The sequence below is a fragment of the Weissella koreensis KCTC 3621 genome, from assembly GCF_000277645.1.
This window is the reverse complement of record NZ_AKGG01000016.1, coordinates 26,004-40,149: the sequence shown is the minus strand read 5'-3', so window position 1 is coordinate 40,149 and position 14,146 is coordinate 26,004. Positions and strand designations below refer to the sequence as shown.

The window sequence follows — 14,146 nt, the reverse complement described above, 5'->3', positions numbered from 1 at the left end:
TATGACTTGAGGATTTAATTTAATATAACTTAAAGCGCGGTGATGCTTGAAAAGTATAAAAAAACAATTAGGTTCAAGAGAACCTAATCGTTTAATTGAATTGAGCATTACTTTGTTAGTGCTTGAACGATTCGTTCCAAATGAAGACCGTGTGAAGCTTTAATTAAAATTTGATCATTAGTTTGTAACTGAGCTTGTAACGTTTTGATGAGTGTATCAATTTCTGGTTCTAGGAAAGAGTGTACAGTTAATTGAGAATCTTGATTTGCAATTTTATCTGCTAGGTTTTGCATCAATGGCCCGACGAGGAAGATTGCATCGGGTTTAGCATCAATTACATCTGTTGCTAAGCTAGCGTGGAGTTCAGGACCAGCTGTCCCAAGTTCTAACATATCGCCTAAAACAACAAATTTACGATTGAGTTTTTTAATTGCTGAGAAGCTCTTTAATACTTCTCGAACGGCAGTGGGATTTGAGTTATAAACGTCACTTAAAATTTGCCCCCCAAAGTTACCAGCTATCCATTCCGTCCGATTTTCAGTGATGATGGTTCCTTGTAGAGCGGTTTTCATCAAATTTGCGGGGACCTTTAAGAGTTGTCCGACACTAATGGCAGCAAGCGCATTGCTAACGTTATAGTTACCAGTGAGAGGAATTTGAAAGGCTTCTTTCATTTGATTGGTCGTGAAGTTAGCCTTTTGGTCGGTTAAAGTTATTTGGGAAGCGAAAAGTTGATTATCAGTGGATAAACCAAAAGTTTTGGTTTGAAAAGTAAGGTTAGCAGCCCGTTCAATCAGGAGTGGCTCATCCCCGTTATAGACTAAAACTCCATTAGATTTTAGGCCATTGATGATTTCCATCTTTCCATCGGCAATTCGAGCACGCGTTTTGAAGAATTCAATGTGGGCTTCGCCAATCATGGTAAGGACGGCAATATCGGGGGTAACTAGCTTTGAAAGGCTATCCAAGTCATGGGGATGATCCATCCCAAGCTCAATCACTAAGACTTCAGTATCAGCGGGCATGCTCAAAATCGTAAGAGGAACTCCTAATTCATTATTTAAGTTTTTTGGTGTTTTGACGGTTCGATACATTGTGCTAGCAATTGTGGCAATAAAATCTTTCGTGGTTGTTTTACCGTTTGAGCCGGAGACAGCAATAACTTTAGGCCCGATTTCTTTTAAATAAGCTTGTGCTAATTGCTGAAAAGCTTTGAGGGTGTCTTGAACGATAATTATCGGGAAGTCACTAGGCTGATTTTCAACGTGGTCTGCTGCCCATAAAGTAGCGCTGGCGCCATTATCGATGGCACCTTGAATGAAATTGTGCCCATCATTACCCCAAGTAATGGGAATAAAGAGGGACCCCGGTTTAGCTGTACGTCCATCGAAAGTAATTTCTGTGATTGGTTCACTAGTTGAATTTAATAATTCACCGTCCACGAGTTGGGCGATGGTGGCTAAAGAATATTTCATTAAAATGATCTCCTGATTGTAGTTTATATTAAGTTTATTTTATCAAAAAAAAGCCTAAAAAAGATTTCAAAGATCCTAATTTATTTAAAATAAATAATTTACAGGTTTCTTTTTGATCATAACTAAAAACTCTGGTAAATTCTGCTATAATAGGAATTAATCAGCTAAAAATTGATATATTTTAAATTAAAGAGGTAAAAAAGGGTATGGCTAAAGAAATTGGGATTGATTTAGGAACTGCAAATGTATTGATTTTTGTCGAAGGAGAGGGGATTGTGTTAAACGAGCCATCTGTTGTGGCCGTTGATATGAAAACCGATAGAGTTTTGGCAGTTGGAACTGAGGCTTACCAAATGGTTGGTCGGACTCCAGGGAATATTCGCGCCGTGCGTCCGTTGAAGGATGGAGTTATTTCTGACTTTGATATGACTGAAGCAATGCTATCGTACTTTATTAAAAAGTTAAACGTGAAGGGTGTTATGTCACGCCCTAATATTATGGTGGCAGCACCAACTAATATTACTGAAATTGAAAAAAAGGCGATTATGCAGGCGGCGGAAAAGGTCGGTGGTGCTAAAGTTTACTTGGAGTATGAACCCAAGGTTGCTGCAATTGGAGCGGGTCTAGATATTTTCTCACCAATCTCATCAATGGTAATTGACATGGGTGGAGGAACTTCTGATATTGCCGTTTTGTCTTTGGGTGATATTGTTTCAGCCCGTTCAATTCGTGTTGCTGGAGATAAGTTGAATAACGAAATTACCAGTTTTGCTAAGCGTCAACATGGTTTGCAAGTTGGTGAGCGGACAGCTGAACAAATTAAGATTCAGTTAGGAAATGCTCTTCAATCTGAAGATCCTGAAACGATGATTATTCGTGGTCGTGATATTTATGATGGAATGCCTAAATCTGTTGAAATCAATTCAAATGAAGTGGAAGTAGCATTGCATGATTCCTTCCAACAAATTGTTAAGGCGGCACATGATGTGTTGGCCGAAATTCAACCAGAATTGGCAGCAGATGTCATTGATCGTGGAATTGTTCTAACTGGTGGTGGGGCTCTTCTACGGAACATGGATAAATTGATTTCAGCTGAACTAGGAGTGCCAGTCTTTATTGCTGATCATCCCTTGGATAATGTTGCGCGTGGAGCTGGAGAATTGTTGGAACACATGCATGATAATTAAAATAACATTTTAATTGAGGAAGGAAAAAATAATATGTCAAATCGCAAAAATAAAGCTATCGATGTTGAAATTAAAGCTGTAACAGATCAACTGAGTGAAGTTAAAATTAATAAAAATACCCTTGGTCAAATTGATGAAAGTGGTACACAAATTCAAGTTCAATTAGGTCCAAATCACAAACAAATTGTTAATTCGTTTGATGAGGGTGTTGAAGTTTTAATCGCTGAATATAATCTTCATCACTAAAATGAATTGTGCTTGGCTTAAGCTAAGTGCCATATGCTAGATGAAGATGATACGAGGTAAAAGGAAATGTTCAAACGAATTTTAGACGGTAAAGGTGAGGTTGACTGGAGTATAATCTTTGTAGTTTTGATGTTAGCTTTGATTGGGTTAGGATCAATTTATGTCGCGGTTACCCACGATTCTAGTGGGGCCAATCCTGTCCGAATTATTACAATGCAAGGAATTTGGTATATTTTAGGAATTTGTGCAGTTATATTCATTATGCAGTTTGATTCAGAGCGACTATGGCGCATCTCACCTTATATTTTTGCTGTTGGAGTTTTCTTAATGGTAGCGGTGCTGATCTTTTATAGTCGAGCCTATGCCATGACGACCGGTGGTAAATCTTGGTTTGCTTTAGGACCATTAACTTTTCAACCGTCTGAGGTGATGAAACCGGCTTTTGTTTTGATGTTGGCGCGTGTAATTGCGATGCATAACATTGAATATAGTGAACACACTTTAAAGAATGATCTTTTACTCTTACGTAGAATTATTATTTGGAGTTTACCGATTATTATCTTAGTCCTATTACAGCACGATTTTGGAACTATGTTGGTTTTCTTAGCAATTATTTTTGGGATGACTTTGGTCTCTGGAATTTCATGGCGCATCTTGGGAAGCGTGATGGGTGTAGCTGGGGTCCTTGGAGGCGCAGCGATTGCATTAGTTGCTTCTGATGCGGGGCGTCAGATTCTAGGAAAGTTTGGATTCCAAGCTTATCAATTTGCACGAATTGATGCTTGGTTGAAGCCACAGGGGGATACCTCTAATTCAGCTTATCAACTCTGGCATTCAATGACGGCAATAGGTTCTGGGGGGCTAACTGGGACTGGATTTAATGTTTCCCACGTGAATGTACCAGTTCGAGAATCAGATATGATTTTTTCTGTCATTGGTGAAAATGCTGGCTTTGTTGGATCATTAATAGTCTTACTATTGTATTTCCTATTGATTTATCGTATTTTTCAAGTTGTGATGGAAACTTCTAACCAATTCTATGCGTATATTGGAGCTGGAATTATTATGATGTTAGTTTTCCACATTTTTGAAAATATTGGAATGAGTATTGGATTAGTACCATTGACTGGAATTCCATTGCCATTTATTTCTCAAGGAGGTTCCGCACTAGTTGGAAATATGATTGGGATTGGGTTAATTATGTCGATGAGTTTCCATAATCAAAAATACACCTTATCAGAACGGGAGGGCTTTGCCTAATGCTTAAGATTGGATTTATCGGTGCTGGAAACATGGCGCAGGCCATGATGCAAGGTTGGTCAAAATTAGATTCTGATCAAGTGAGCCAAGGAGCTTATACTAGACATCATTTGCCTGAAACGACTCAGGCTTGGCAGGTTGAGGAATTTGGCAGTGCTATTGAAATAGCTATGGTCAGTGATATGCTAGTTTTAGCGACACCGCCGACCGCTTTAGAAAAGATCAGTGCAGATTTAAAACCGCTGTTGGAAATGATGCCACAAAAAATTATTGTTTCAGTTTTAGGTGGAATCTCACTTGATGCTTTGCAAGCAGCTTTAGGCGAACAAGCAAAAATTGTCCGAGCTTTACCAAATGTCAACGTAGCAGTAGGCCAAGGCTATACTGCAATGCATGCTGGAGCGCAAATTACTGCTGAAGAAAAAGGCGCTGTGTTTGCCATTTTGGCTGAATTAGGTCGGGTTGATGAAATGCCTGAAGCTGACTTTGGGGCAGTTAGTGCCGTCGCTGGTTCAGGACCGGCGTTTGTTGCGGGATTCATCGAAGCATTGACGGCTGCTGGTCAGACTGCTGGCCTGGACGAAGAGCGAGCTGTTAAATTAAGTTTACAAACTTTCCGTGGGACGTTAGATAAAATGGTTCAATCTGATCTAAGTGCGCATGAATTAGCGCAGTTAGTAATGACACCTGGTGGTTCAACTGCTGCTGGTTGGGAAACGATGCAAAAGGGTAATTTGAATGGATTAGTTTCTGATGTGATTCAGGCTACGATGCAAAAAAATGCCGAATTTGAATAAAATAAAAGTTTTTTTGGAAAAAGGCTTGCAATGAGTCTGAATTCTTGGTATTATATTATTTGTTGTTAAGGCGACAACAAGTAATTATGGCTCATTGGTCAAGCGGTTAAGACTCCGGTTTTTCACACCGGCATCCAGGGTTCGACTCCCTGATGAGCTATTATTAAAACGACATCTTTGGAAACAATGATGTCGTTTTTTTTATACAAATTATACATTGAATTATAATATGGTATTATTATAATTAAGATCTACATACCCAAACTGAGAGGTTAAAAATGTTAATTTTATTATTTATTGGGGCTGTTTTGCTAGTCCTGGCTGGAATTACGTATTTTCGGCGTAAAATCATTCGTTGGAGTTTATTAATTATTGGAATTATTTTATTGGTAGCAAGTGGGATTGGTGTTTACATGGCCCCCTCGCATCATTTGTTTATGAAAAAACAAGTTATAAATAAAACAATTAAGATGGATGCTAAGACGGTCGTTAATGATAAATCATTTATTGTTACTACGAGTGCTAAGAATTCAAAGTTTGAATATCATTACAAGTGGAACAATAAAAGTTATCGAATTACGCCTAAAACGGGCACTACTAATGTGGTGAAGGGTTCCACTGCAGCCATTAAAGAAAATATTAGTAATTATCAAGCTAAAAACTTCTTTGATAAGTTCATGTTAGTTGGATTACCAACAAGTACAGAACCTGATGTTAAATATACGTTCGTCTTGCCAGATAATTGGTACATCATTTCTAGTGAACAAGACCAACAAATCCAAGATAAAGTTAAGGATTCAAAATCTGGTTTAGAAGATAAAATTAAAGAAGATGTTACTTCAGCTGTAAAAGAAGAAGTCAAAAAGAATTCGGATTACTTAAATGATAAGACGGCCCAAAAAAAGACCCAAGATGAAATTGTTAAATCAGTGACGAGCGATATCGATAAAAATCTTGATAATGATGTTAATAATATGTTGAAAGATTGGCATTTAAAGTAGTTAGTTAAATGGGAGTGTCTTAGGATGAAATACACATTAGAAATTAGAATGGCCGGCGAACGGATGGTTGGGATTATCGAAGATGAAAATGGTAATCAACAAGAAGTTAGTGAATTTTATCAACAGACTTGGTCAGAACAATTGAACGAGATGAATTTAAAAGCTATGGGAAGTTTCTTTCAAATGTTTGTTCAGAAAATTACGAAGCATTTACCCAAGCGTTCTGATATCACCACTATACAGTTACATGATAATATCGATGGGTGGGCATTTTTAGATAAAAATGGTCAAACTTTACAGAGTGCTAATTTTAGAAATGAATTATTACCTACGTTTACTGGCTATCTAAAAGCGATGCGCTTGAATGGAATTGTTGGACAATTGGAACGTAAAGCAGGCGCTGAATTTTCGGTAAATACGCCTTTGTTAGCGGCGCTTTGGTTCAAAAATGAGCATGCTGATCAATATGAAAAATTAGCCTATTTTGTTAGCTTTCAAGAGTATTTACATTATCTCTTCACAGGAAAAAATCAAATTATGCCACATTTAGCGGCACGGACTGGTTTATATGATTTAAGACATAATGGATGGGATCCTCAAGCTTTAGCCTTTGTTGGATTTAATGAAAAAATGTTACCAGACGTGGTGAAAGTGGAAGATTTTGAAGATCAGATTATACCTGAATTTTCTAAAAAATTAGGTTTGAATAAGGATACCAAAATTAAGTGGTAGAGCGTATAATATAATTGTTACCGGGGATGCAATTAGTCAAGGAAGTAAGGAGCCTAGGATTGTTTGATTTCGATCAAAAGGGTGCGATGCCCTGTTGTCCGGTAACGGCTAAGCTTGAGAGGTGAAGGACTCAGGCTTAGTGGGAGAATGGTCAAGTGTGATTACTTGACCAGATGGAAAAAGGTCTAGTTGTCGTGGTGGATCAACTAGACTATATGGTGGAATAAGATGGGGACATCTTATATAAAAGCACACACTCATTTAGTGAGAAGTGCTTTTTTTAATGCCTAAATTAACTTAACTTGCACAACTCATTTAATTTGGTATGCTTAATGCAAAGTTAAATTAGGAGGTATAGTTATGGAATTAATATCATGGAATATTGATAGTTTAAATGCAGCCGTGGAACATAAATCAGCTCGTGGGGAAATGACGTGGGCGGTGTTGCAAGAAATTGCAGCTCAAAAGCCAGCGGTCTTTGCGATTCAAGAAACTAAGGCCAAAAAAACGGGATTAACGAAAAAACAGACAGAAATCATGGCAGAATTGTTTGCAGGTTATTATCAGTATGCCAATATTAGTACTGGCCGTCCGGGATATGCCGGAACAATGATGTTAAGTCAAAAGAAACCGGTAAGTGTAGAATATCCAACGATTGGTGCACCAGGTGAGATGGATTTAGAAGGACGTATTATCACTCTGGAATTTGATGAATATTTTGTAACGACGGTTTATACGCCAAACTCTGGTTCGGAATTAGGTCGACTAGAAGATCGTCAGGCATGGGATCTTGCCTTTAAAGAATACTTACAGACTTTGGACCAACAAAAGCCTGTTATTGTTAGTGGCGATTTTAACGTTGCACATCAAGATATTGATTTAAAGAATCCAAAAAGCAATCATCTTTCAGCTGGATTTACCGATGAAGAACGGACTAGTTTTACCGAACTTTTGGCAGCTGGGTTTATTGATACATTCCGAACGTTGAATCCAACGGTAGAACAAGTGTATACGTGGTGGGCCCAAATTAGTCGGACGTCTAAGCAAAATAATAGTGGATGGCGAATTGATTACTATCTCGCTTCAAATCGATTACAAGATAAATTAAAAGACTTTAAAGTCCTAGATACGGGTGAACGGAAAGACCATGCGCCTATTAAAGTTGTTTTTGATTTTTAATAGGTAAAAGTGTTGACTAAACCTTGATGTTCCTGTATATTTATATATTGTTGTTGAGTAATCAACTCAATGGCCCAATGGTCAAGTGGTTAAGACGTCGCGTTCTCAGCGCGGAATCCAGGGTTCGATTCCCTGTTGGGCTATAATAGTAATAATTTAAAACCGTTAATCAGATTACTTTCTGATTAACGGTTTTTTATAATTTTAATGGTTAAAAATTTTTTCAAAACTTTGGCTAAAAGAATACTTGTTAAAATATACCAAACAATGCGAAAAACCTTTTTAAAATTTGATCGGTAAAAAATATTGAATTTAACTAATTATAGTTAAGCATTGTGGTATAACAATGCGATTGAATATCAGAACATGATATAATAGTAGAAAAGTAACAGTTAGGGGAATAATTATGAGCTTTAATCTTTATTTGGTCCGACATGGACAAACATATTTAAATAAATATAATCGGATGCAGGGGTGGTCTGATGCACCGTTGACTGATAAAGGAATTACAGATGGTTTGGCTGCTGGAAACCGGTTGGCTAACGTGAAGTTTGATCATGTTTATTCTTCTGACTTATCACGTGCAGTACACACTGCTGAATATATTATGGAGAACAATAAAGCTACAGATACTAAGTTGACTCCTACACAATTACCAGAATTTAGGGAACAATTTTTCGGATCATTTGAAGGATTACCAAGTAGTGAATTAGCGGCTGATATTAAAAAACGTTACAATCTTGATAATGTTGCGGATTATGGGGATTTGATGAAGGCAATGACACAAGAAGAAGTTCTGGATGCAATTGCGGCGGCTGATGCTGAGGGGGATGCTGAGGATGCCAGAGCTTTCTGGCAACGTCTTGAAGCAGGTTTGAAATATTTGAAAGACCATACAAAAGATGGTGAAAATATTTTAGTAGTTGCACATGGAACGCTTATCCGGAATTTATCTGGAAAGTATGCTGGTCGGGAGTACACCTATTCAAGTATGTATAATGGTTCAATTTCAAAATGGGCCATTGATGACGACCAGATGAAATTAGAAGTTTTTAACGATATTGAGAAAGTATGGTGATCGAATGCATGAAAATGAGGAAAACCCTCGTGTAGCTGTCTTGTTAATCGGATTGGATCGAAATGATCCACAATTTGATTATCAAATGACGGAATTGGCTAATTTAACCGAGGCCAATCAGATGGAAGTTGTTTCTACGCTAACTCAAAAGTTAGATCGTCCTGTAGCAGCCACTTATTTTGGAAAAGGTAAAGTCGAAGAGTTAAAGGAAGCAGTTGCTTTTCATGAAGTAACGATGGTTGTAGCGAATGATGAACTATCACCTTCACAAATTCGTAATTTAGAGGCACAAACTGGGGCTTCAATCTTAGATCGAACGGCTTTGATTTTAGATATTTTTGCTTCTCGAGCTAAAACTCGATTAGCTCAGTTGCAAATTGAAATGGCCCAACTGCAATATCAACTACCACGTTTACGGACTAGTATGAATGTACGGTTGGATCAACAAACTGGTGGTGGGGGCGGTAGTTTTACCAGTCGTGGATCTGGTGAAACTAAGCTCGAAACGAATCGACGTTTAATTGAGCATCAAATTTCAATGATTAAAAAAGAAATTACTGAGATTGAAGCTGATGATCAAAATCGGCGCAAGTATCGCGATAAGCAGGCGATTAAGAGTGTTGCTTTGGTTGGATATACCAATGCTGGAAAATCCACTTATATGAATGAGCTTGTGAAGCGTTATGGTGAGAATCAAGAAAAAACGGTTTTCCAAGCTGACATGTTGTTTGCAACTTTGGAAACATCCGTTCGTAAATTGAATTTACCTGATAACCAAACTTTCCTCTTATCAGATACAGTAGGATTTGTTTCTAAATTACCGCATAATTTGGTGGCGGCCTTTAGAGCAACATTAGCAGAAGCGGCTCAAGCAGATGTATTACTACAAGTGGTGGACTATTCAGATCCAAATTACAAAGCGATGATGGACACAACCACCCAAACTTTGAAGGAAATTGGAATCACTGATCTACCAATGATTACTGTTTATAATAAGGCTGATCGGATGATTGATATTAAATATCCAGAACGTACTGATGATACGCTAATTTTGTCGGCATTAGATTCTTCATCATTAGATATGTTGGTTGATACTTTACATCAAAAATTATTCGCTGATTTGAAGGAATACACATTATTAATTCCTTTTTCTGATGGACAAATTGTTGCCGCATTAAATGATGACGCAAATGTTACTTCAACTGAATATTTAGAAGAAGGAACCCAGATGAATGTTATCTTGACGCCCGTAGAAGCGAGTCGTCTAGCACAATATATTCAAGAATAGTGCTTAGCATCAAAAGCGATAGTGAAACTTGAACATTGTTTTTTGCTACCAATTTTACGAGAAGCATAGGGTAAATGTATAATTTTGCGTTTAAAAACGTTATATAGGTTGGATTGATAAAGTTAACAATGAAGCTCATATATTGGACGTTATTTAATCCCTTATATGAGCTTCATTTTTTATATTAATTACATTTAAAAAGGAGTGTGAATTTAAAATTTGGTGGCAATTTAATTTCACAAAAAGGTTATAACTAACTAACTTGAATTAATTTTATAAAAAGGTTAGACTAATCGATACTGTGTATTTTCAATTATTTATTTATTTATTCTAAACTAGATAAGGAGCATATTAGATGGATTTATTAAAACCTTATCTTGGTAAATATAAAGGGGATCTGGCTATCACTGTTATATCAGTGATTGTTATGGCCGGAGCTGCTTTATGGCAACCAAGATTACTACAAGAAGTCATGACGGCTATCACTCAAGATAAGATGAGCCGTGTTAATGCAATTGGTATTCAATTAATTGTGGTCGCTGTCATTGGGTTAATTGCTGGAACCGTAAATGCAATTTTTGCGGCAAAAGTGGCACAAAACATTGCAGCAGATGTTCGTGAAAAAACTTATCGTAAAATTCAGACCTTCTCTTTTGCGGATATTGAACGTTTTTCCGTGGGGAATTTGGTTGTGCGTCTAACTAATGATATTCAACAAATTCAAACATTAGTTATGACCTCACTTCAAGCTTTGCTTCGAATGCCTATTTTGTTTATCGGGGCTTTATATTTAGCCATTAAGACATTACCTGATCTTTGGTGGATCATTGTCATTATGGTTATTACAGTAATTTTAATTACAGCATTTGTCTTTGCTAAAATGGGACCTTTGTTTGGTAAAATTCAAGGATTGATTGAAAAAACGAATAACCTCGCTAAGGAAAATCTCCAAGGTGTACGAGTGGTTAAGTCATTTAATCAAGAGAAAAATGTCCAAGAAAATTTTGATGCGGCTTCTGGTGAATTGAATGATGTTAACGTTAAAATTGGTTATCTTTTCTCAGTAATGTCACCATTATTTACAATGGTTAGCCAATTGGCCATTGCTGGTTCAATTTGGTTTGTTGGAAATCAAGTTGGTAAACACCCACTTTGGATTGCTAGTGTTTCATCATTTACGAATTATTTGATGCAAATTATGATGGCCGTGATTATTGGTGGAATGGTGATGTCATTTGCGGCGCGTGGATTAGTTTCTATTAAGCGAATTAAAGAAGTGATTGATACTGAACCAACAATGACTTTTGAACAAGATGTACCAGAACAAGATTTGGTTGGATCAGTTGAGTTTGATGATGTTTCATTTAGCTATCCTAATGATGATATGGTGGTCTTGAAAGATATTTCATTTAAGGCTCAAGCTGGTGAAATGATTGGAATTGTTGGAGCAACGGGTTCTGGTAAAACTACCTTAGCTCAATTAATGGCACGTCTTTTTGACCCTAGTAAGGGAACGGTCAAAATTGGGGGTGTTGATTTAAAGCAGGTTAATGAAAAGTCATTACGGCAAACTGTTTCATATGTTTTGCAACGAGCAACCCTTTTCTCTGGAAAAATTGCCGATAATCTACGACAAGGTAAGAATGATGCTACTGAGCATGACATGAAGCGAGCAACAGAAATTGCTCAAGCTGCTGAATTTATCGAACGATATGAAGATGTATATGATCATCCGGTTGAGGAGCGTTCTTCAAACTTCTCAGGTGGTCAAAAACAACGTCTGTCGATTGCTCGTGGAGTTATTGCTGACCCTAAGATTCTGATTTTAGATGATTCAACTTCTGCTTTGGATGCTAAGTCAGAAAAGTTAGTTAAAGAAGCTTTGGATCGTGATTTAAAGGACACAACGACCTTTATTATTGCTGAAAAGATTTCTTCTGTCATTAATGCTGATCGTATCTTAGTTTTGGATGAAGGAAAATTAGTTGGTATGGGAAGTCACCAAGAATTAATTAAGAATTCAGCGGTTTACCAAGAAATTTACGCAACACAAAAGGCGCAGGAGGTAAATAACTAATGGCAGATTTTTGGAAAGCAATTAAGTTCTTTGCACAATATTTCAAGCGCTTTAAGTTAGGCTTGTTCCTGGTGGTAGTTTTTACCATCCTTTCAACCTATCTTCAAGTTAAAGCTCCCGTTTATATGGGAAACTCAATTAAAGAGATGGGGAATTATCTCTTTGTTAAGTTGAATCCAATGACGGCAGCGAATGCCAGTTTAGACAAATTCCATCATGCATTATGGATGATGATTGCTTTTGTTTTGATGATGGCCGTTTCAATGTTGATCATGGGAGTGATTCAATCACTGATTTCAGCTCATTCTGTTAATGATATGCGAACGGGATTGTTTGCTAAGTTGCAACGCATGACAATTCGTTATTTTGATGAACACCAAGACGGTGAAATTTTGGCACGCTTTACATCCGATTTGGATAATATTTTCAACGCGATGAATCAAGCTATTTTCCAATTGTTTTCACAGATTGCATTGATGGTGGGAATCATTATTATGATGTTCCAACAAAATGTTAAAATGGCTTGGGTTACAATGGCATCAACGCCGGTTGCGTTATTAATTGCCATTTTGGTAATTATCCAAGCTAAAAAATATGTTGATTTGCAACAAAGTGAAGTTGGGCATTTGAACGGTTACATTAATGAACAAATTAATGGGGAACGCGTGATTATTACCAATGGTTTGCAAGAAGAATCAATTGAACAATTTACAGAACACAATAATAATGTCCGTACAGCAACTTTTAAGGGGCAGGTATGGTCTGGAATTTTGTTCCCATTAATGTCTGGAATGAGTTTGATTAATACGGCAATTGTAATTTTCTTTGGTGGTTCTATGGCGTTGAATGGTGATTTATCACGTGCAACAGCCCTAGGTTTGATTGTGATGTTCATGTCATTTTCACAACAATATTACCAACCAATCACCAATATCACTTCAACATATAACATGTTACAATTGGCCATTACTGGAGCTCATCGTTTGTCAGAAGTCTTTGACCAAGTCGATGAGGTTACACCTGAAAATGGGCATGTGCTAAAAGGAATTGAAAAGCAAGTTAAGCTGGACAATGTTCATTTTGGTTACCAACCTAATCGAGAAATTTTGCATGGTGTCTCAGTTGAGGTCGATAAGGGTCAGATGGTGGCGTTAGTTGGTCCGACTGGATCAGGTAAAACGACAGTGATGAATTTATTGAACCGCTTTTATGACGTTGATGCTGGGTCAGTTTCATTTGATGGTGTGGATGTTCGTGATATGGATTTGAAGAGCTTACGAGATCATGTAGGAATTGTTTTGCAGGATTCAGTTTTGTTCTCCGGAACTATCCGGGATAACATTGTGTTTGGTAAGCCAAATGCTACCAATGAAGAAATGATCAGTGCAGCTAAACAAGCTAATATTCATGAATTCATTGAGACTTTACCAGATGGTTATGATACGAAGGTTGACGATGAAAATTCAGTCTTCTCAACTGGTCAGAAGCAATTATTGTCAATTGCTCGGACTATTTTAACCAATCCAGACTTGTTAATTTTGGATGAAGCCACATCAAACGTTGATACGGTGACGGAAGCTAAAATTCAAAAAGCGATGGAGGCTGTGATTCAAGGCCGGACCAGCTTTGTGATTGCGCATCGTTTGAAGACTATTTTGTCAGCTGATAAAATTGTGGTCTTAAAAGATGGTGAAGTGATCGAAGAAGGTAACCACCAAGAACTATTAGCTGAAAAAGGGTTCTATGCTGAGTTATATACCAACCAGATGGTATTTGAATAAAATTATAATCTGAAATGAATTGAAAAGGTCGAGCCGATTTGTCCC

At 37.3% G+C, this 14,146-nt stretch carries 12 protein-coding genes and 2 tRNA genes; 13 read left to right on the top strand and 1 reads right to left on the bottom strand.

Translation table 11 applies throughout. The annotated features are described in order from the left end of the window. Window positions 1-107: 107 nt before the first annotated feature. Entirely contained in the window at window positions 108-1,475 is a 1,368-nt protein-coding gene (locus JC2156_RS06760) for a UDP-N-acetylmuramoyl-tripeptide--D-alanyl-D-alanine ligase (RefSeq protein ID WP_006845883.1), read from the bottom strand. 206 nt (window positions 1,476-1,681) lie between these two features. On the opposite strand from JC2156_RS06760, the gene mreB reads away from it, so the two are divergent. The 13 genes from mreB to JC2156_RS06695 all read left to right on the top strand — a co-directional run bounded on the left by mreB (window position 1,682) and on the right by JC2156_RS06695 (window position 14,101). Then, the gene (gene mreB, locus JC2156_RS06755; protein ID WP_006845882.1) at window positions 1,682-2,662 is read left to right on the top strand and encodes a rod shape-determining protein; all 981 of its coding nucleotides are present in this window, start codon (window positions 1,682-1,684) and stop codon (window positions 2,660-2,662) included. A 33-nt stretch (window positions 2,663-2,695) separates the two neighbouring features. Next, window positions 2,696-2,908 (top strand): DUF2969 domain-containing protein, encoded by a 213-nt coding sequence (locus tag JC2156_RS06750; protein ID WP_006845881.1) that lies wholly within the window; start codon window positions 2,696-2,698, stop codon window positions 2,906-2,908. Between the two features lie 66 nt (window positions 2,909-2,974). Next, window positions 2,975-4,168 (top strand): FtsW/RodA/SpoVE family cell cycle protein, encoded by a 1,194-nt coding sequence (locus JC2156_RS06745; RefSeq protein WP_006845880.1) that lies wholly within the window; start codon window positions 2,975-2,977, stop codon window positions 4,166-4,168. Further along, entirely contained in the window at window positions 4,168-4,965 is a 798-nt protein-coding gene (locus JC2156_RS06740) for a pyrroline-5-carboxylate reductase family protein (RefSeq protein ID WP_006845879.1), read from the top strand. Before JC2156_RS06745 ends, JC2156_RS06740 begins: the two co-directional genes overlap by 1 nt. A gap of 88 nt (window positions 4,966-5,053) precedes the next feature. Continuing rightward, a tRNA-Glu gene (locus JC2156_RS06735) sits at window positions 5,054-5,125 on the top strand. A gap of 118 nt (window positions 5,126-5,243) precedes the next feature. Further along, window positions 5,244-5,966 carry a DUF4811 domain-containing protein gene (locus JC2156_RS06730; protein ID WP_006845878.1) on the top strand — a complete coding sequence of 241 codons (723 nt, stop codon included), beginning with the start codon at window positions 5,244-5,246 and terminating at the stop codon, window positions 5,964-5,966. 24 nt (window positions 5,967-5,990) lie between these two features. Further along, window positions 5,991-6,698: an FGGY family carbohydrate kinase gene (locus tag JC2156_RS06725; protein ID WP_006845877.1), complete on the top strand. Its 708-nt coding sequence runs from the start codon at window positions 5,991-5,993 to the stop codon at window positions 6,696-6,698. Window positions 6,699-7,058: 360 nt separating this feature from the next. Next, the gene (locus tag JC2156_RS06720) at window positions 7,059-7,877 is read left to right on the top strand and encodes an exodeoxyribonuclease III (protein WP_006845876.1); all 819 of its coding nucleotides are present in this window, start codon (window positions 7,059-7,061) and stop codon (window positions 7,875-7,877) included. Between the two features lie 71 nt (window positions 7,878-7,948). Continuing rightward, a tRNA-Glu gene (locus JC2156_RS06715) sits at window positions 7,949-8,020 on the top strand. Window positions 8,021-8,283: 263 nt separating this feature from the next. Beyond that, the gene (locus tag JC2156_RS06710; RefSeq protein WP_006845875.1) at window positions 8,284-8,955 is read left to right on the top strand and encodes a histidine phosphatase family protein; all 672 of its coding nucleotides are present in this window, start codon (window positions 8,284-8,286) and stop codon (window positions 8,953-8,955) included. A gap of 4 nt (window positions 8,956-8,959) precedes the next feature. Continuing rightward, the gene (gene hflX, locus JC2156_RS06705; RefSeq protein ID WP_006845874.1) at window positions 8,960-10,243 is read left to right on the top strand and encodes a GTPase HflX; all 1,284 of its coding nucleotides are present in this window, start codon (window positions 8,960-8,962) and stop codon (window positions 10,241-10,243) included. Window positions 10,244-10,598: 355 nt separating this feature from the next. Further along, window positions 10,599-12,320, top strand: a complete 1,722-nt coding sequence (locus JC2156_RS06700) for an ABC transporter ATP-binding protein (protein WP_006845873.1) — start codon at window positions 10,599-10,601, stop codon at window positions 12,318-12,320. Further along, window positions 12,320-14,101 (top strand): ABC transporter ATP-binding protein, encoded by a 1,782-nt coding sequence (locus tag JC2156_RS06695; RefSeq protein WP_006845872.1) that lies wholly within the window; start codon window positions 12,320-12,322, stop codon window positions 14,099-14,101. The genes JC2156_RS06700 and JC2156_RS06695 overlap by 1 nt, the downstream gene beginning before the upstream one ends. Window positions 14,102-14,146: the final 45 nt, after the last annotated feature.